Annotated in this window: 19 protein-coding genes; 11 read left to right on the plus strand and 8 right to left on the minus strand. The window is 66.6% G+C overall.

The features are described 5' to 3' along the window. Positions 1-162 precede the first annotated feature (162 nt). The 5 genes from VHAB30_RS27255 to VHAB30_RS27275 all read left to right on the plus strand — a co-directional run bounded on the left by VHAB30_RS27255 (position 163) and on the right by VHAB30_RS27275 (position 5020). Positions 163-1779 carry a C15 family peptidase gene (locus VHAB30_RS27255; RefSeq protein WP_235926931.1) on the plus strand — a complete coding sequence of 539 codons (1617 nt, stop codon included), beginning with the start codon at positions 163-165 and terminating at the stop codon, positions 1777-1779. Between the two features lie 28 nt (positions 1780-1807). Continuing rightward, a complete protein-coding gene (locus VHAB30_RS27260; RefSeq protein WP_225616844.1) occupies positions 1808-2068 on the plus strand; it encodes a hypothetical protein in 261 nt (86 codons plus the stop codon). Positions 2069-2179: 111 nt separating this feature from the next. Then, positions 2180-3160, plus strand: a complete 981-nt coding sequence (locus VHAB30_RS27265) for a TRAP transporter substrate-binding protein (protein ID WP_235926932.1) — start codon at positions 2180-2182, stop codon at positions 3158-3160. A gap of 3 nt (positions 3161-3163) precedes the next feature. Then, positions 3164-3697, plus strand: a complete 534-nt coding sequence (locus VHAB30_RS27270) for a TRAP transporter small permease (RefSeq protein ID WP_095747225.1) — start codon at positions 3164-3166, stop codon at positions 3695-3697. A gap of 9 nt (positions 3698-3706) precedes the next feature. After that, on the plus strand, positions 3707-5020 hold the full coding sequence (locus VHAB30_RS27275) for a TRAP transporter large permease (RefSeq protein ID WP_159279240.1): 1314 nt from the start codon (positions 3707-3709) through the stop codon (positions 5018-5020). A 32-nt stretch (positions 5021-5052) separates the two neighbouring features. On the opposite strand, the gene VHAB30_RS27280 is transcribed toward VHAB30_RS27275, so the two are convergent. Next, the gene (locus tag VHAB30_RS27280) at positions 5053-5757 is read right to left on the minus strand and encodes a GntR family transcriptional regulator (protein ID WP_235926933.1); all 705 of its coding nucleotides are present in this window, start codon (positions 5755-5757) and stop codon (positions 5053-5055) included. Positions 5758-6040: 283 nt separating this feature from the next. Between VHAB30_RS27280 and VHAB30_RS27285 the strand changes: the two genes are divergently transcribed. Genes VHAB30_RS27285 through VHAB30_RS27310 form a run of 6 tightly spaced genes read left to right on the plus strand, consistent with a single transcriptional unit; the run spans position 6041 to position 12582 of the window. Continuing rightward, the gene (locus tag VHAB30_RS27285; RefSeq protein WP_139700670.1) at positions 6041-6781 is read left to right on the plus strand and encodes a DUF969 domain-containing protein; all 741 of its coding nucleotides are present in this window, start codon (positions 6041-6043) and stop codon (positions 6779-6781) included. A gap of 5 nt (positions 6782-6786) precedes the next feature. Beyond that, positions 6787-7743, plus strand: coding sequence for a DUF979 domain-containing protein (locus VHAB30_RS27290; protein WP_062477418.1), 957 nt, complete (start codon positions 6787-6789; stop codon positions 7741-7743). A gap of 10 nt (positions 7744-7753) precedes the next feature. Further along, positions 7754-8431 carry a pyroglutamyl-peptidase I gene (gene pcp, locus VHAB30_RS27295; RefSeq protein ID WP_159279241.1) on the plus strand — a complete coding sequence of 226 codons (678 nt, stop codon included), beginning with the start codon at positions 7754-7756 and terminating at the stop codon, positions 8429-8431. A 35-nt stretch (positions 8432-8466) separates the two neighbouring features. Next, the gene (locus VHAB30_RS27300) at positions 8467-9237 is read left to right on the plus strand and encodes a LamB/YcsF family protein (protein WP_159279242.1); all 771 of its coding nucleotides are present in this window, start codon (positions 8467-8469) and stop codon (positions 9235-9237) included. Between the two features lie 8 nt (positions 9238-9245). Then, positions 9246-10835, plus strand: coding sequence for a 5-oxoprolinase subunit B/C family protein (locus VHAB30_RS27305; RefSeq protein WP_159279271.1), 1590 nt, complete (start codon positions 9246-9248; stop codon positions 10833-10835). 16 nt (positions 10836-10851) lie between these two features. Continuing rightward, positions 10852-12582: an acetyl/propionyl/methylcrotonyl-CoA carboxylase subunit alpha gene (locus tag VHAB30_RS27310; RefSeq protein ID WP_159279243.1), complete on the plus strand. Its 1731-nt coding sequence runs from the start codon at positions 10852-10854 to the stop codon at positions 12580-12582. A 13-nt stretch (positions 12583-12595) separates the two neighbouring features. Here VHAB30_RS27310 and VHAB30_RS27315 read toward each other — a convergent pair whose 3' ends face one another. The 7 genes from VHAB30_RS27315 to VHAB30_RS27345 form a co-directional block, all read right to left on the minus strand. After that, positions 12596-12883, minus strand: coding sequence for a hypothetical protein (locus VHAB30_RS27315; RefSeq protein ID WP_159279244.1), 288 nt, complete (start codon positions 12881-12883; stop codon positions 12596-12598). An 88-nt stretch (positions 12884-12971) separates the two neighbouring features. Continuing rightward, the gene (locus VHAB30_RS27320) at positions 12972-15083 is read right to left on the minus strand and encodes a T6SS phospholipase effector Tle1-like catalytic domain-containing protein (RefSeq protein ID WP_159279245.1); all 2112 of its coding nucleotides are present in this window, start codon (positions 15081-15083) and stop codon (positions 12972-12974) included. Between the two features lie 45 nt (positions 15084-15128). Continuing rightward, positions 15129-15614: a DUF3304 domain-containing protein gene (locus VHAB30_RS27325; protein ID WP_159279246.1), complete on the minus strand. Its 486-nt coding sequence runs from the start codon at positions 15612-15614 to the stop codon at positions 15129-15131. A gap of 68 nt (positions 15615-15682) precedes the next feature. Next, positions 15683-16165: a DUF3304 domain-containing protein gene (locus VHAB30_RS27330; protein ID WP_159279247.1), complete on the minus strand. Its 483-nt coding sequence runs from the start codon at positions 16163-16165 to the stop codon at positions 15683-15685. A 44-nt stretch (positions 16166-16209) separates the two neighbouring features. Beyond that, entirely contained in the window at positions 16210-16683 is a 474-nt protein-coding gene (locus tag VHAB30_RS27335; RefSeq protein ID WP_159279248.1) for a DUF3304 domain-containing protein, read from the minus strand. Further along, complete coding sequence (locus VHAB30_RS27340; RefSeq protein ID WP_159279249.1) at positions 16680-17597, minus strand: DUF4123 domain-containing protein; 918 nt, start codon at positions 17595-17597, stop codon at positions 16680-16682. The genes VHAB30_RS27335 and VHAB30_RS27340 overlap by 4 nt, the downstream gene beginning before the upstream one ends. Positions 17598-17605: 8 nt before the next feature. Then, positions 17606-18129 (minus strand): DUF2345 domain-containing protein (locus tag VHAB30_RS27345; protein ID WP_159279250.1); only part of this gene is annotated, 524 nt, incomplete at its 5' end.

Raw genomic sequence — 18129 nt, forward strand, 5'->3', positions numbered from 1 at the left:
TCATTCGATTAATTGTTCAACAAAACATCAATCTAAGCTCAACCAAGATCGAATGGTTGAGACCTGGATGCATGGTGGTGTTGACCAATTGCCGAGGCTCACGGCAACCGGCCGCGAGGCTTTCCTTGTCTGCACACACCACATTCATGGGAGCGATTCGTCATGGCAAGCGACTTTCATCCGAGCCCCTCTGCGGGGGACGACTGCGAAGCGAAGGACGCCACAGGCGCCCCGCAGGGCGGCATCTCCTGGCGTCGGAATGCACTGGGGCTGGGCATCTGCGCGGCGGTATTGGCGGGATGCGGAGGTGGCGGCGGAGGTGGCGGTGCTGACCCGGCCACCGTCGCGGCCATTGCAGCAGCGATCGCCGCTGCCAACGCACCGCCGCCCGCACCGCCACCGACGACGAATCCCCCACCACCCGCGCCGCCGGCGATCCAGGCCAGGTGCGCGATGGACACCGGCGTCGCGGCCTCGTACGAAGAGCAGCGCCTGCCCAACAAGCTCAGCGCCAGCGATGCGGCGAGCTTCTCGCAGCAGCTGCTGCAGGCCAGCGGCTTCGACAAGTTCGGCCCGGCGTTCGCACTCAAGCTGTGCAAGGACGGCCTGGCCGGCGCGTCGAGCTACGACGCGGCCGTGGCCCTGCTGAAGGCCGAGGGCCAGCAGCTGTGGCAGGCCGCGGTGGACCGGGTGCAGGGCCGCAAGGTCGAGGGCAGCCTGCCGCAGAGCGACGACCGCATGCTGTACTGGGCGCGCCTGACCATGACGTTCGCGCTGCGCCAGTGGAAGCCCGACTTCCCGCTCGACGACGCACAGCGCGCCGCGCTGGAGAACGAATTCGAGCGCGCGTCGCGCGGCCAGTACGCGATCGATTTTCCGGAAGGCGCGGGCCACAAGCGCATCCTCGTCAGTGGCTTCGATCCCTTCACGCTGGGCACGCCGGGCGTTCACGACAACCCGAACATCCGCATCGGCAATCCCTCGGGCGCGACCATCCTCTCGCTGGACGGCAACACCGTGGCGCTGGGCGACGGCACCACGGCCGTCATCCGCACCTTCATCCTGCCCGTGAACTACCCGCCCTTCCTGCAGGGCATGCAGGAAGACACGCTGGGACCGTGGTTCAAGCCCGGGCCCAAGCGCGTGGACGCGTCCATCTCCATGAGCCAGGGCGGCGGTGCCTTCCACCTGGAGCACTTCAACGGCCGCTATCACCTGGCCAGCATCCCGGGCAACGACAACGTCTGGCCCGCCTGCATGGACGGCGACAGGTTCCCTTCGGTGCTCGACTGCGACATCTATCCGCCGGAGCGCTGGCTCGGCTTCCTGCCGCGGCCCTGGGCCAAGGAGACGCCGCCGCAGTTCACGGTGTCGACGCTGCCGTTCCAGGCCATGATCGACGCGAAGACCGGCGAGGGCGTCATCAACCGCGACACCGGCACGCCCGGTGGCTGGGACGTGCTGCGGCGCGACACCTACAGCGTGCAGCCGTGCAAGAAGGACGCGCTGGGCCCGCTGGACAACAACTGCGCCAGCCGGGGCGGCGGCGGCAACTACCTCTCCAATGCGAGCGCGTACCGCAACACGCTGCTGCGCGACACCTTCAAGCTGAACATTCCCGCCGGGCACATCCACACGCCGGTCATGACGCGCTTCGGCGCGGGCAGCGACGGCAAGATCACGGATGCAACCTTCGAGGGCTTCCGCGATTCCATCGTGGCCCAGGGCCGCAACCTGGTGATCGCGATGGCGAAGACCCTGTCGGCGCCGGCACCCTGACAACGTTGCATCACAAGAAGGCATGGACATGAAACACCAACTCTTCATCGGCATCGTCGGCCTGGCGTTGTCAGGCGCGGCCCTGGCGCAACCCACCGAGAGCTTCTACCTGATGCGCAACAAGGTCAGCGGCAAGGCCGTCTGCGCGCAGCATCCGATCAGCCCCGACTGGGTGCGCGAGGCCGGACCCTTCAAGGACCAGGACTGCAAGGTCGCGGACAAGCCCGAGCCCCGGCGCTCCGACCTGCCGGCCAGCCCGCTCGAGCTGGCCCCCAAGAAGAAGGAATAGCCGGCTTGGCCGTCGGCGCCACGGCGTGCATGGATTGCACGCCGCGGCTTCGCCTTGTTCATTCGTTTTCTCTCCCTCTCTTTTCCCTCTTTGCACTCCTGGAGCGTTTCCATGCGAAATCCCTACGCGCACGCCGTCGTCACTGCCTTCGCGGGCCTGGCCTTTTCCCTCGGCGCTCACGCCCAGACCAAGTGGGATCTGGCCAATGCCTACCCCGCGACCAACTACCACACCGAGAACATCACGCAGTTCGCGAAAGACGTGGACGCGGCCACCGGCGGCAAGCTGAAGATCACGGTGCACGCCAACGCGTCGCTGTTCAAGGCGCCCGAGATCAAACGCGCCGTGCAAAGCGGCCAGGCCCAGGCCGGTGAGATCCTGCTGGCCAACTACGCCAACGAGAACCCGATCTACGCACTGGACGGCGTGCCCTTCCTGGCGACGACCTATCCCGAGGCCCGCAAGCTCTACGACGCCTCCAAGCCCGCGATGGACAAGCTGCTGGCCGCGCAAGGCATCAAGGTGCTGTTCGTGGTGCCCTGGGCGCCGCAGGGCATCTACACCAAGAAGGAGATCGGCTCGGTGGCCGACCTGCGCGGCATCAAGTGGCGCGCCTACAGCCCGGCCACCGCCAAGATCGCCGAGCTCATCGGCGCGCAGCCCGTACAGATCCAGCAGGCCGAACTGAGCGCCGCCATGGCCACCGGCGTGATCGAGAGCTACATGAGCTCCGGCTCCACCGGCTACGACACCAAGACCTTCGAGCACATCAAGAACTTCTACGACACGCAGGCCTGGATTCCGAAGAACGCGATCCTCGTGAACGCCAAGGCCTTCGATGCGTTGGATGCGACCACCAAAGCAGCGGTGACCAAGGCCGCGGCCGACGCCGAGGCGCGCGGCTGGAAGGTCGCTCAGGAGAAGAACGATGAGTACAAGCGCCTGCTCGCCGAGCGCGGCATGAAGGTGCACAAGCCTTCGTCCAAGCTGGACACCGACATGCGCCAGGTCGGCGGCATCATGCAGGCCGACTGGCTCAAGGCTGCTGGTGCAGACGGTGCTTCCATCGTCGACACCTACAAGAAAAAGTAAGCCGTGCGCCGCTTCCTCGACCGCCTGTACGACGGTGCAGGCGCGCTGGGCGCTTTCTGCGTCTTCCTGATCTTCGTGCTGATGATCGTGGCCGGTGTGGGCCGCCAGATGAACTGGCACGTGAGCGGACTCAACGACATCGTCTCCTGGCTGTGCGCCGCTGCGGCCTTCTTTGCGATGGCGCATGCGTTCCGGCATGGTGACTTCGTTCGCGTGACACTGCTGCTGGACGCGGTGCCGCTGAAAGTGCGACGTGTGCTGGACGTGATGTGCCTGCTGATCGCGGCAGTGTCGGTGGCCTACCTCACCTACTGGGCCACCAGCTTCACCTACGAAAGCTACGAGTTCGCGGAGATGGCCACAGGGTTGGTGGTCATTCCGATCTGGATTCCGCAGTCCGCCTTCGTGATCGGCTGTTGGCTGCTCTTGATCGCCATGCTCGATGAGCTGGTGGGCGTGGTGCGCGGCGAAAAGCCCAGCTACCAGCGCGCCATCGAAGAACGGCACGCAGCCGGCGATTTTTCCTCCGACGTCTGAACGCACGCCATGCTCGAAACACTGCTCATGGGCGCGCTCTTGCTCGCCATCATGCTTCTCTTGCTCGCCGGCGGCGTCTGGATCGCCATGACCCTGGCCATCGTCGGCTGGGTCGGCCAGGCCTTCTTCACCAACACGCTGCCCGGCAAGAACCTGTTCTCGGCCTTCTGGGAAAGCAATGCGAGCTGGGAGCTGGCGGCGCTGCCCCTGTTCATCTGGATGGGCGAGATCCTGTTCAGAACCAAGCTCAGCGAAGAGATGTTCGAGGGTTTGAGGCCGTGGCTCAACCGCGTGCCCGGCCGGCTCATGCACACCACCATCCTCGGCTGCGGCGTGTTCGGCTCGGTCTCGGGCTCCTCGGCCGCCACCTGCGCGACCATCGCCAAGGTGGCACTGCCCGAGCTCAAGCGCCGCGGCTACAACGAGAAGCTGGCCATCGGCTCGCTGGCCACCGCCGGCACGCTGGGCATCCTGATCCCGCCCTCGATCACCATGGTGGTGTACGCGGTGGCGGCCGACGCCTCGATCATCCGCATCTTCCTGGCCGGCTTCCTACCGGGCTTCCTGCTGATGCTGCTGTTCTCGGGCTACATCGGCTGGTGGAGCCTGCGCCACCCCGACCAGGTGCCGCCGGCCGACCCGCCGACCACCTTCATGGAGAAGATCAGGCTCTCAGGCAACCTCATTCCCTGCGCGCTGCTGATCGTGTTCATCGTCTGGGTGCTGGTGGCCGGCTGGGCCACGGCCACCGAGTGCGCGGCCTTTGGGGTGCTGGGCTCGTTGGCGATTGCGGCCTACGGCAAGAGCCTGACCTGGCAGAACTTCAAGGACGGGATCATGGGCGCCACGCGCACCAGCTGCATGATCATGTTCATCCTGGCCGGCGCGGCCTTCCTCACCAAGACCATGGCCTTCACCGGCATCCCGCGCGAACTGGCCGAGTGGGTCGACAGCATGCACCTGTCGCCCTATGCGCTGATCGGTGCGCTGGTGGTGGTGTACCTGGTGCTGGGCACGGCGCTGGACGGCATCTCGATGATCGTGCTGACCAGCGCGGTGGTGTTGCCGATGATCCAGAAGGCGGGCTTCGACCTGGTCTGGTTCGGCATCTTCGTGGTGCTGCTGGTCGAGATCGCCGAGGTCACGCCGCCCGTGGGCTTCAACCTGTTCGTGTTGCAGAACATGACGGGCAAGGACAGCAACGTGATCGCCAAGGCGGCGATTCCGTTCTTCTTCTGCCTCGTGCTGTGCATCGCGCTGATCACGCTGTTCCCGGGTATCGTCACGATCCTGCCCGACCTGGTGATGGGCAAGGAGCGCTAGCGCAGCAGCCCGCGCGGCGCGGGCGGACTCAACTAGTTGTCGAGTCCGCCGTCCGGCATCTGCCGCGCATACACCGCGAGCACGATGCGCTCGGAGTGGATCAGGTAGTCGTTCAGCGCCGCCGAGCCCTCGGCGAACTTGCCGGCCTCGATGAGCTCGAGCAGCTTCGTGTTCATGTCCACGTAGGGTGCGTGCAGGAACTCCGGGTCTTTCAGCAGCCCGAAGGCCAGCCGCAGCTCGACCAGGATGTGGGCGAACAGCACGTTCAGCCGCTCGCTGTCGGCCAGCTCGACGATGCCCTTGTGGAACTCCATGTTGGCCGTGCCCACGCCGAGCCAGTCGCCGGCGTCGCGGCACTTCAGCGCCATCTCGACCGCCTCGCGCATGTGCTTCTTGGCGGGGTGGCGCGGGTAGGCCTGCGCCAGCGCCTGGCACTCGATGAGCCGGCGCACGCGGTAGATGTCGATGATCGACGCGATGCTCGGCACCGCCACGAACACGCCGCGGTTCGGCGCGTGCTTGAGCAGGCCTTCCTTGGTCAGCGTGCGGAACACCTCGCGCAGGGTGTTGCGCGAAATCTCCAGGCTGTCGGCCAGCGCGGCCTCCGACAGCCGCTGCCCTGGCGAGAACTCGCCCTTCACGATCTTCTGGCGGATCAGCTCGGCCACGCGGTCGTTGAGCGTGAGCGCGCCGGCGGCCGGCGAGGTGGGGGAGGAGGGGGAATCCAGTCGGGTCATGCCGGTCGGTCGGAGGGGAAAAGAGTGGGGCGCAACGAGCCTGCGTTGTAACAGACGGCCCCCGCACCACGCCGCGCCTGTGCACCGAAACGCTCCCGTTCAGGGTTTTCATGGGGGTATTCAGGCACTGTTGTTGGGCACACTATATGAAATTGTTCAACAACTTGTTTGAAATGAGTGATTCATAAGAAATGAATTGCTCATTCATTGGCATGAGGTTTGCATCAATCGACCGCACCGGGGCCCTTGCGCCGGTGTTTTGCATTGCAACGAAAGACCAACCATGACACCTGAAGTCCCCCTGTGGCCGCTGATCGGCGTGGCCGTGATCATTGCGGGGTTCATCCTGCGCTTCAATCCGATGCTGGTGGTGATCGTCACGGCCATCGTCACGGCGTTCGCCGCCGGCTTCGGCCCGATGGCGATCCTCACGGCCATCGGCACCGGCTTCATCAAGACGCGCAACCTGCCGCTGATCATTCTTCTGCCGCTGGCGGTGATCGGCCTGCTGGAGCGCCACGGCCTGCGCCAGCACGCGCAGAACTGGATCAGCCGCATCAAGTCGGCCACCGCCGGGCGCCTGCTGATCGTCTACCTCGCCGCGCGTGAACTCACGGCGGCCATGGGCCTGACCAGCCTGGGCGGCCATCCGCAGATGGTGCGTCCGCTGCTCGCGCCGATGGCCGAAGGCGCCACCGAAACGCGCTACGGCAAGCTGCCCGACCGCATCCGCCACAAGCTGCGCGCCTACGCCGCGGCCACCGACAACGTGGGCCTGTTCTTCGGTGAAGACATCTTCGTGGCCTTCGGCGCCATCGTGCTCATGACCACCTTCCTGCACGAAGCGGGCATCGACGTGGAACCGCTGCACATCGCGATGTGGGGCATCCCGACGGCCATTGCCGCTTTCATCATCCACGCCTGGCGCCTGCGCCGGCTCGACCAGGCACTGGCCCGTGAACTGGGCGGCGCCGCGCAAGCCGACGTGCCCGCCACCGCCGTGCCCGCCAAGGAAGGACGCTGAGCATCATGATTCTCTCGATCCAGCACCTGTACCTCCTGGTCGGCTTCATCCTCGCCGTCACGGCCGTGATGACGCTGGCCGACCGCCAGCATCCCAAGCGCTACACCAGCGCGCTCTTCTGGGGCATCTATGCGCTGGTCTTCCTGGTCGGCGACAAGCTGCCGCCCGCGCTCGTGGGCGCCGGTGCGATCGGCATGGCCGTCATTGCCGGCCTGCGCGGCGTCGGCGCGGGCAAGCACCGCGAGCCCACCCCTGAGCAGTACCAGGCCAGCGCCACGCGCCTGGGCAACAAGCTGTTCATTCCGGCGCTGGCGATTCCGCTGGTCACCGTGATCGGCACCGTGGGCATGAGCCACATCAAGCTCGGCGGTACGCTGCTGCTCGACCCCAAGAACACCACGCTGGTGAGCCTGGGCATCGGCTGCGTGGTGGCGCTGGCGCTGGCCTGCTGGCTGACGCGCGAGACGCCCGTGCAGGGCATGCGCGAGTCGCGCCGCCTGACCGACGCGCTCGGCTGGGCCGTGGTGCTGCCGCAGATGCTCGGCATGCTGGGCCTGGTGTTCTCCGATGCCGGCGTGGGCAAGGCGGTGGCGCACATCACCACCAGCTACATCAACATGGACATCCGCTTCGTCGCCGTCGCGGTGTACGTGCTGGGCATGGCCCTCTTCACCATCATCATGGGCAACGGCTTCGCGGCCTTCCCGGTGATGACGGGCGGTGTCGGCGTGCCGGTGCTGGTGGGCGTGTACCACGGCGACCCGGCCGTGATGGCGGCCATCGGCATGTTCTCGGGCTACTGCGGCACGCTCATGACGCCGATGGCGGCCAACTTCAACATCGTGCCCGCGGCGCTGCTGGAGCTGCCCGACAAGAACGCGGTGATCAAGGTGCAGATACCCACGGCGGCCGCGCTGCTGGTGGTCAACATCTTCCTGCTGTACTTCCTGATGTTCCGCTGAGGCACCGCGCATGACCACAGCCACCGATGCCAAGGCACGCCGCGTGCTGCTCGCGGGCTTCGAGCCCTTCGAGAACGACCCGGTCAACCCCGCGTGGGAGATCGCCCGCGCGCTCGACGGCTGGGCCTGCGAAGGCGCCGTGGTGCAGGCGGTGCAACTGCCCTGCGTGTTCGGCCGCGCCATCGACACGCTCGACGCCGCGCTGGTCGGCCCACCCCTGCAGTTGGTGTTGTGCATCGGCGCGGCGGGCGGGCGCACCGAAATCTCGATGGAGCGCGCCGCGCTGAACATCGACGACGCGCGCATTCCCGACAACGCCGGCCAGCAGCCCATCGACCTGCCCGTGGTCAGGGACGGCCCGGCGGCCTACTTCTCGACGCTGCCGATCAAGGCCATGGTGCGCGACATGCGCGCGGCGGGCCTGCCCGCGGCCGTGTCCAACAGCGCCGGCACCTTCGTGTGCAACCACATCTTCTACGCGCTGATGCACCGGCTCGCGACGCGCCCGGCGCTGGCGCACACGCGCGGCGGCTTCGTCCACGTGCCCTACCTGCCCGAGCAAGCCGCCTCGAAACCCGGCGTGGCGAGCATGGCGCTGGACGCGCAGGTGGAGGCTTTCCGCGTGGCGATCCGCACCGCGCTCACCGTGCGCCACGACGTGCGCGAAACCGCCGGCCGGCTGCATTGATTCCTGAGGCGTGCCGTGCACGCCGGAGACCCCCGATGAACATCGACTTGAACAGTGACCTCGGCGAAAGCCTCGGCGTCTGGCGCATGGGCGACGACGCCGCCATGCTCGACATCGTCAGCAGCGCCAACGTGGCCTGCGGCTTCCACGCCGGCGACCCGGCAGGCATCCTGCGCACGCTGCGCCAGGCGAAGGAGCGCGGCGTGGCCGTGGGCGCCCACGTGGCCTACCGCGACCTCGTCGGCTTCGGCCGCCGCAACATGGACGTCGACAGCGCCGACCTGCGCGCCGACGTCATCTACCAGATCGGCGCCCTGAAGGGCCTGGCCGCCGCGGCCGGCACCGAGGTGCGCTATGTGAAGCCGCATGGCGCGCTGTACAACACCATCGCGCACGACGAGCGCCAGGCGCGCGACGTGATCGCCGCCCTGCGCGAGATCGACGCCAGCCTCGTGCTCGTCGCGCTCGCCGGCTCGCCGCTCGTGGGCTGGGCCGAGGCCCAGGGCCTGCGCGTGGTGGCCGAGGCCTTTGCCGACCGCGCCTACACGCCGCAGGGCACGCTGGTGTCGCGCCGCGAACCCGGCGCCGTGCTGCACGACGCGAACGACGTGGCCGAGCGCATGCTGCGCCTGGCGAACGAAGGCACGGTCACCGCCATCGACGGCAGCGTGGTGCGCATCCGCGCCGATTCGATCTGCGTGCACGGCGACAGCCCCGGCGCGGTCGAGATGGCGCGCCGCGTGCGCGAGCGGCTCGTGCAGGCCGGCGTGACGATCCGTCCCTTCGCCGAGGCCACCACCGCATGACGACCTCGATGCGCTTTCTTCGCGTCAACCTGAATGCCGTGCTGGTCGAGCTCGACGACCTGGCGCAGACGCTCGCGCTGCTGGCTTCGCTGCGCGCCGAGCCCCTCGCCGGCATCGACGAGCTGGTGCCCGCCGCGCGCACCATCCTCATCACCTTCCGCCCTGCCGTGCTGTCGGCGGCTGCGCTGGCACACGCCGTGCGCCAGCGAAAGCTCGACGCCCGCGAGACGCGCATCGACAAGCGCATCGAGATTCCCGTGCGCTACGACGGCGAAGACATCGCCGAAGTGGCGGGCCTGCTCGACATCACACCCGACGAACTCGTGCGCCGCCACACCGGCAGCGACTACACCGTCGCCTTCACCGGCTTCGCGCCCGGCTTCGCCTACCTGAGCGGTGGCCATCCGAGCCTGAACGTGCCGCGCCGCGCGGTGCCGCGCACCCGTATCCCGGCCGGCGCGGTCGGGCTCGCGGGCAGCTTCAGCGGCGTGTACCCGCAGGCCAGCCCCGGCGGCTGGCAGATCATCGGCGTGACCGACACGCCCATGTGGGACCTGTCGCGCGAGACGCCGGCGCTGCTGCAGCCGGGCGATGCGGTGCGCTTTGTCGATGCCTCGTCGTTGAAGGTTGCACTGCCGGTGATCGCGCAAGTTGTTGCGGCACCCGCACCCGCAACCGTCGAAGGTGGCAGCGCGTTCGAAGTTCGCGCCGCTGGGTTGCAAGCGCTGTGGCAGGACGGCGGCCGCCATGGCCAGGCGCGGCAGGGCGTGTCCGCCTCCGGTGCGATGGACCAGCGCTCGCTGCAGGCGGCGAACCGGCTGGTCGGCAATGCGTCGGACGTGGCCTGCCTCGAGTTGGCCTACGGCGGCTTCCAGTTCGTCTGCCGCGGCAACGCAGTGATCGCTGTCACCGGCGCCGACGGCCCGCTCACGCTGACCCGCGCCGACGGCGCGCAATGGCCGCTGCCGCGATACCAGCCCGTCGCGCTGGCCGACGGCGACACCGTCACCTTCGGTGAGCCCGCCGCCGGCATCCGCAGCTACCTGGCCGTGCGCGGCGGCTTTGCCGTGGCGCCCGTGCTCGGCAGCTGCGCGACCGACACGCTGGCCCGCATCGGCCCGCCCGCCGTGGCGGCAGGCGACGTGCTGCCCGTGCGCAGCGTTGCCACCGGCGCCGTCGTCGGCGTCAACGAAGTGCCATCGATCGATCTGCCCACCGTGCAGGAAGAAGTCGTGCTCGACATCGTGCTCGGCCCGCGCACCGACTGGTTCACCGCCGACGCCGTCGAGCGCCTGTGCAGCCAGCCGTGGGTGGTGACGCCGCAGTCGAACCGCGTCGGCATCCGCCTGAATGGCGAAGCGCCGCTGGTGCGTGCCAACACCGCCGAGCTGCCCAGCGAGGGCACGGCGCGCGGCTCGATCCAGGTGCCGCCCAGCGGCCAGCCCGTGCTGTTCCTGGCCGACCACCCGCTCACCGGCGGCTACCCCGTGATCGCGTCGGTCGCCACCCACCACCTGGACCGTGCGGGGCAGATCCCCGTGAACGCCCGCGTCCGCTTCCAACCGATGGCCGGCTCTCACGGCGCCATCGAACTTTGAGATCGAGAGTCCTGCGATGAAAAAAGTCCTGATCGCCAACCGCGGCGAAATCGCCGTGCGCATCGCCCGCGCCTGCGCCGACCACGGCGTGCAGTCGGTCGCCGTCTACGCCGATCCCGACCTGGATGCGCTGCACGTGCGCCGCGCCGACGAGGCCTACGGGCTGGACGGCCACCGCCCGGCCGACACCTACCTGAACATTCCCAAGCTGCTGGCCATCGCCAAGCGCAGCGGCGCCGACGCCGTGCACCCCGGCTACGGTTTCCTCTCGGAAAGCGCGGCCTTCGCGCAGGCCGTGATCGACGCCGGCCTCACGTGGATCGGCCCTTCGCCTTCGGCCATCGCCACGCTGGGCGACAAGGTGCAGGCCCGCAAGCTCGCCCTGAAGGTTGGCGCACCGCTCGTCGCGGGCACGGCCGACCCGGTGAGCAACGCGGGCGAGGTGCTCGCCTTTGCCGAACAGCACGGCCTGCCGATCGCCATCAAGGCGGCCTTCGGCGGCGGCGGGCGCGGCATCAAGGTCGCGTGGCGGCTTGACGAAGTCGAAGGCCTCTACGAATCGGCCGTGCGCGAAGCCATCACCGCCTTCGGCCGCGGCGAGTGCTACGTCGAGCAGTTCCTCGACCGCCCACGCCACGTCGAGGCGCAGGTCATCGCCGACACGCACGGCAACGTCGTCGTGCTCGGCACGCGCGACTGCTCGCTGCAGCGGCGCAACCAGAAGCTGGTCGAAGAAGCGCCCGCGCCCTTCCTGAGCGACGCACAGCGCGAGCGCATCCACCAGTCGGCGCGCGACATCTGCGCGGCCGCCGGCTACACCGGCGCCGGCACCGTCGAGTTCATGCTGAGCGCGAGCGGCGCGATTTCCTTCCTCGAGGTCAACACGCGCCTGCAGGTCGAGCACCCCGTGACCGAGGAGACCACCGGCATCGACCTCGTCATCGAGCAGCTGCGCATCGCCGAAGGCCTGCCGCTGTCCGTCAAGGAAACGCCCGCACCGCGCGGCCATTCCTTCGAGTTCCGCATCAACGCCGAAGACGTGGGCCGCGGCTTCCTGCCGACGCCCGGCCCCGTCCATGTGTTCGACGCCCCCTCGGGCCCGGGCGTGCGTGTGGACACCGGCGTGGACGCCGGCTCGCAGGTGCCCGGCACCTTCGATTCGCTGATGGCCAAGCTCATCGTCACCGGCGCCACGCGCGCCCAGGCCATCGCACGCGCACGCCGCGCCCTCAAGGAATTCCGCATCGAAGGCCTGGCGACCGTGCTGCCGTTTCACCGCGCGGTGATGGCGCACCCCGACTTCGTGTCGGAAGACGCCTTCAAGGTCCACACGCGCTGGATCGAGACCGACTTTGCGAACGACGAGGCGGCAGACATGCGGCCCGATCCGCTGCCGGATGCGTCGCTGCACCGCACGGCCATCGAGATCGACGGCCGGCGCATGTCGCTGGGGCTGCCGGCGGAGTTGCTGCGCGGGTTGGCGTCGGCGGGTGGTGATGCTGCTGCGCCTGGCGTTGCGAACGCACCCGCGGCCGATGCCGCCGCGGTGGCTGCGCCGGTGTCGGGCACGCTGCAAGGATGGAAGGTCGCCGATGGTGATGAGGTCGCCGAAGGCGCCGTGATCGCGGTGATGGAGGCGATGAAGATGGAGATGCAGGTCGTCGCGCACCGCGCGGGGCGCATTACCTTCGCTGCCGCAGCGGGTGGCTATGTGGCAGCCGGGACGGCGATCGCGCGCATCGGGTGAATGAGGGCGGCCGTCAAGGCTTGAGGAACAGGGCGACGAGTCCTGAAACGATGCAGGGTGTGAACGTCACGGCGGCCATGTAGGTTTCAAGACGCGCGCCTGTATCGCGTGCATCGACGAGCAAGTAGCGTGCGCCGAGATGAAGCAACGCGGTGCCGGCCAGCACGAGCACGAACAGCCAGGCCTTCTTCAAGGGAAGCGTCCAGGATGGATGTGGACGCACGCGATGGCCGATGAGGAAGAGCGTGCACACCAGTGATGGCATGGTGCCGGCGATCAGGATGAGGGGGATCGGATTCATCTTGGTCCGGCGTCACCGAGCGGCGATGGCCTGGCAGTTGACTGTTGCAGGTTCCGCGAGGTGATGACAGAACCTGCAGCGGGTTTCTTCAACTCTTGTCGAACACGCGCCGGTAGCGGCCGTGGCCGCGCGGTTCGCGCCGGCTGGCGGTGCCCAGGAGCTTCAAGGCGAGCGATGCCATCGTGCCCGCGTTGTCTCGCAGATCTTCCGCATCTGCATCCGTCATCAGAGGCAGTGTTCCCGGTTCTTTTGCATCCTGTGCGATCACGCGGCGTTCGAAGTTGTTGAGTTCATAGCCGCGGGCATAGTTGCGCAGGTTCGTCGCCCGAGAGGGGAGGGTCTCCTCTTCTGCCGCCTTCAGCAACCGGTCGTGCGTGGCTTTTTTCTGCTTGATGGCGGCCACGAAGTCCTCGCGGTTCTCCTTCGTGATGGGGCCGAGCATCCAGAACCCACCGTGCGAGTCGTGGACATACTTGTCGAAGAAGTCGTTGGCGGTTTGCGGAACATCCTTGGCGGCAGCGACGGCGCGCAGGAGGCGCTTTTCCACCTCGTTGGCGCGGGGCGGCTGGTCAACGTAGACGCCCGCTCTGGGAACGAACACCCGTCGGGGCTGGTTGGCCGCCTGGGCGGCCTTGATGTCCTCACGCCAGTCGAGTTCCGATTCCCAGAGATCTTGCTGGTCTTGCTCTTTGGATGCCTTGTAGCTCGCCATGGCCTTGAAGGTGGCATCGTCGCTCTTGGACGCACGCCAGCGCCAATACAGTTCCATGTGATAACGCATGCGGTTTTGCACGGGCTCGCCCCCGTTGGCGACGTTCTGCTTTTCCTCCGTCGTGGTCCAGGCTGCGTAGTCGCTGAAGGCTTTATCGAGCCCAGGGTCGACCTTGAAGTCTCGCTCGATCACCGCGTCCATTTCGTTCAATGGGCGGACTCGTACGCCTGCCGAAACTGCCTCGAAATACATGTCCATCAAGGGAATCTGCGAGAGCAATGAGGTACGTCCGCCTACGCCTTTTCCCTGGGACTTCGACGGGTAGCCTCCGCCCAGGTCAGAGTGGGCCCCCGGATAGACGAACTCCTTGGTGTTCGGCGGGTAGCTCGTGGCCCTGATGCGCGCCGTAGACAGCGGAAACGACTGGCGTATTTCATGCGCCGCCACATAGTGGACGGTCTGGTTGACACCGTGGATGTCCATGGTGCCGTCAGCCCAGTCCTGAAAGCCTTCGCCAACGGGCGACGAATCGGCCAGCCCGACAGACGCCACGGTGTCGAAGATGCCCAGGAAATGAAGCTCCAGCGTCGCTTCGCCGATCGTCATGTTCTCGGCGACCAGCTGGATCCACTGGCAAAAGGCGCGCGCTTCGGCTGCACCACGCGAAAAGCCGAAGACCGACAGGTGCATCTTGGTCACCCGCGGCCGCTGGTCCTTGATGGCTTTCAGCAGGCGCTCTTGAATGCCCCTGAAGATGCTGATCATCTTGTTGTCGCTCAAGCGCCACCAAGTCTTCAGCCGGTCGGTGCAGAGCTCCTTCATCTCGTCCGGCTGGATGAGGTCGGACGTGTGATACGCCCGATGCAATGCGTTGTAGACCTGAATCAAGGCCCAATGGATGCGTGCCTCACCACCGGTGCCGAAACGCTTGCCGTTGTCCAGTTCCTTGTCCTCGCCGATCTCGGGGAAGTGCGTGCCGACGCCGGGTATGTAGTAGCGAAAATTCTCGACCTTGTCGTCCTTGTGCGCGTTGAAGAGACTGACCACGTTCGTGTGGCTTTGGTCGCGTGTGTCGCGAATCAGGTTGTTGTTGGTGCCGTCGAAGAACAGGCCCACATGGATCTCTTTGGCGCAACTCAGGGCATCGGCCTTGCTCGGGTCGGCGCTGGCGGCGCGTTGGCACAGTTCGCGTGCGGTCAGTGTCCGGTCGGCGCGCGAGTGGTCGCCAGGCAGTGCGGGCTGGTAGTTCGCGCCGCCCGGGTCGTTGTCCCACCAGTCGCCTGTGGGCGCTGTGGGTAGCGGTCGATAGGTCGAGGACCATGTTTCGGCCCTGCCTGCCCCGTCCGACCACACCAGTATCTGCAGCCCTGTTTCCTTGAGGATGCACTCGGCTGTACAGAGTTCGATGGTCTTGAAGTAGAAGCAGCGCTTGTCGTAGGTGTTGGCGTCAAAGCTGACCTCGTACCAGCCTTCGCGAAATTCGTCCATGTGTCGCTCCCCGGGTTCTTTGGGATGTTTCTTGGCTGACCTGGCTCACCATTTCCAATTGGGTGGTTTCACGGGGTACGCAGGGCCGGGGTAGTCCTTGGCCCCTGCCCCCTTGCTGGAAATGATCAGCCGAACTTCACCTCCGGAAAGGAAGTGGATGTTGAGCGTGCTGCCCGGGACGTCATATTTTTCGATCGGGACGACTTTCTCGTGCCACTGCTGGACATACGCCTCCGGCCGCCTGTCACCGGGAATCCCGCTGGATGTAGCCCACCTCACTTTCGCGCTGAGGCCCGGACGCCATTTGGCGGGGTAGGAGATGCAGCAGACGAAGCTTCCGCCGCCACCGTAGGCGCTTGAGTGCCCGGCGAAGATGCCATCGACGTACGGTTCGATGTGGTCGCCCGTGTGGTTGTACGGGCTGAGGTTGGCGCTGTAGCTTTCTGACGTGCGCTCCTTGCTGCTGCAAGCAGCCAGCGGGAGCACCAGCAGTGCCAATGCGCAAAGTGTCAGGGTGGTCGTGCGTTTCATGACGTGTGGCCTTTCAATGCGTTCACGTGTTGTGTCTCGGGTTTCCGAAAATTCTTGCTCGCCTTGAGTCACCACTTCCAGCTCGGCGGCTTCACCGGGTAGTCGGGGCCGGGGTAGCCTTTCGCGCCGGAGCCTTTGCTGGAGATGACCAATCGAACATCGCCTTCAGCCAGGAAGTGCACGTTGAGCGTGCTGCCTGGGATGTCGTATTTGTCGATCGGGACGATCTTCTTGTGCCAGTGCGGCTTGATTGCGTCGGGACGCGTATCGCCTGGAATCCCGCTCGAGGTTGTCCACTCCACCGTTGCGCTGAGTCCGGGACGCCATTGAGCCGGATAGGAGATGCAGCATACAAAGCTGCCGCCACCGCCGTAGGGGCGCGAATTGCCGCCACCTGCCCCATCCACATAGAACTCGTGGATGTAGTCCTCTGTGTGGTTATAGGCACTGAGGTTGGCGCTGTAGCTTTCAGCTGCCGGCTTCTTGCTGCTGCAAGCTGCCAGCGGCAGTACTGCCAGTGCGCAAAGCGTCAGGAGCGCGGTACGTTTCATGGCGTGTGGCCTTTCAATGCGCGCATGGATTGTTTGCCTCATGCTCACCATTTCCAATCCGGCGGTTTCACCGGAGAGGCGGGGCCAGGGTAGTCCTTGGCGCCGGCCCTCATGTTGGAGAGGACCAGCCGCACTTCGTTGTTCGGCAAGAAGTGCACGTTCATCAGACCACCCGGCACGTCGTATCGATCGATCGGAACGACCCTCTCGTGCCAGCGGGGCGTGATGGCTTCGGGGCGCTTGTCGCCAGGAATTCCGCTCGATGTCGTCCATTTCACCGTCGCGCTGAGCCCGGGACGCCATTGAGCTGGAGCAGAGATGCAGCACACGAAACTGCCGCCGCCTCCGTACGGACTCGAGTTGCCGCCACCCGCTCCGTCCACATAGAACTGATGGATGTAGTCCTCTGTGTGGTTGTAGGCGCTGAGACTGGCGCTGTAGCTTTCAGCCGCCGGCTTCTTGCTGCTGCAAGCTACCAGCACCAGCACGCAAAGAACCAGGAGAGCAAAACGCTTCATGAAGCCTTGCCCTCCAACGCCTTCCACAGCGCGTCGCTCCAGCCCTTCATCAGGCCCGACAGGCTGGTCCCTTGTGCGACGGCCTTCCATGTGTCCGACAGATCGGGATGCTGATAAAAGTCATCGCCGCAGGTCAGCGAGAGCACCACGAACTGCAGCCGGTCGGGGTTGCCTGCCACGTGCAGGCGCGTGGCAACCGCGAGGGCGCGCTGGAGCCGCTGATGAAACGCCGCCCGGTCGGTCTGCGGCACCAGCTGCGACACCGTCTCGAGCAACTGCGCAAAGATGCCGTCGGCTTCCGAGGCATCCAGGAGCGTCGCGAATTGCGATGCATCGAGTTCGAGATGGTCGCGGGCATCGGCCACACCGTCCTTCCCAGAAGCTGCAAGCCAGTTGCCGACCACGGCACCGCTGCGATCGAACCACTGCCATTGCGAGATGGCCTGCGCCACGCGCCGTGCCTGTGGCTCGGCCAGCGTGGCGAGCAGCGTCGGAAGCACGCGCGTATCGCCCATGCGGCAGTGCAGCTTCAGGCCGTCGTGCCGCGCCTGGGCCAGGTAGCCGAAGCAGGCCTGCAAATCCGCAGCGACGCGGCTGGATGCGATCCAGCTGAATGCGGGTGCTGCCGGGTCGATCGTGGCGAGGCGCCGCAAGCCCTCGGCGCGCACCTCGTCGTCCAGTGGCAGTTCCAGCAGCTGCGGTCCCCTTGCGCCATAGGCCGCCAATGGTGTGTTGGCCAGCGCATTGACGTGCGACCACCCGTTGCGGCGCAGCACCGATGCGAGGCGCGCCGGGTCGAGCAAGGCCGCATCGACCAGCAACCAGAGGCCGAAGGATGACGGTTGGGCGTCGGCCATCGCTTGCACGGCATGGGCAAGGTGGAGGGGGCCGATCGGATCGGTCGCGAATTCCAACGCCACGCTCACTGCAAGGCGGAGAAGGGGGCTCCGCTTTGTGCCGCCTTCAGCATGCACTCGATGCAGATGCTCTGCGGGAACAGCGGCAGGCCGTAGGGTGAGCTCGTCGGCCCAGCCAACTTCCGCTGCACCGAGTGATAAGTGATCTTCCCCGGGCACTCGAAAGTGATGTCCCCGTCCTGCAGCGTGATCGACGCGCCTTGCGCCGTCGCGATGCGGATCTTCTTCTTGGCCGCGAACTCCACCGTCTGGTCGGTGCTGGCGATCTTCAGGGCCTCCTTGGCCTGCACGCGCAACTCGTCGTGCTGCGCCTGGAAGTCCAGGTCGTCGTTGCCCGCGATGACCGACAGGCCTGTGTCGGCATCGGCCTTCTGCGCCCCCGCAAGCACGCCGATGGCCTGGCCGCTGTGCACGCGCAGCACGTCGGCCAGCGCCATGTTGATGTCGCCGCCGCTGGCCAGCGTGGCAGTCTCGCCGCTGACGACCTGCAGCTGCTGGCCCGCCACCATCGCCAGGCCGCCGCGTGCGG

The organism is Variovorax boronicumulans (assembly GCF_009811375.1).
Lineage (GTDB): Bacteria > Pseudomonadota > Gammaproteobacteria > Burkholderiales > Burkholderiaceae_C > Variovorax > Variovorax boronicumulans.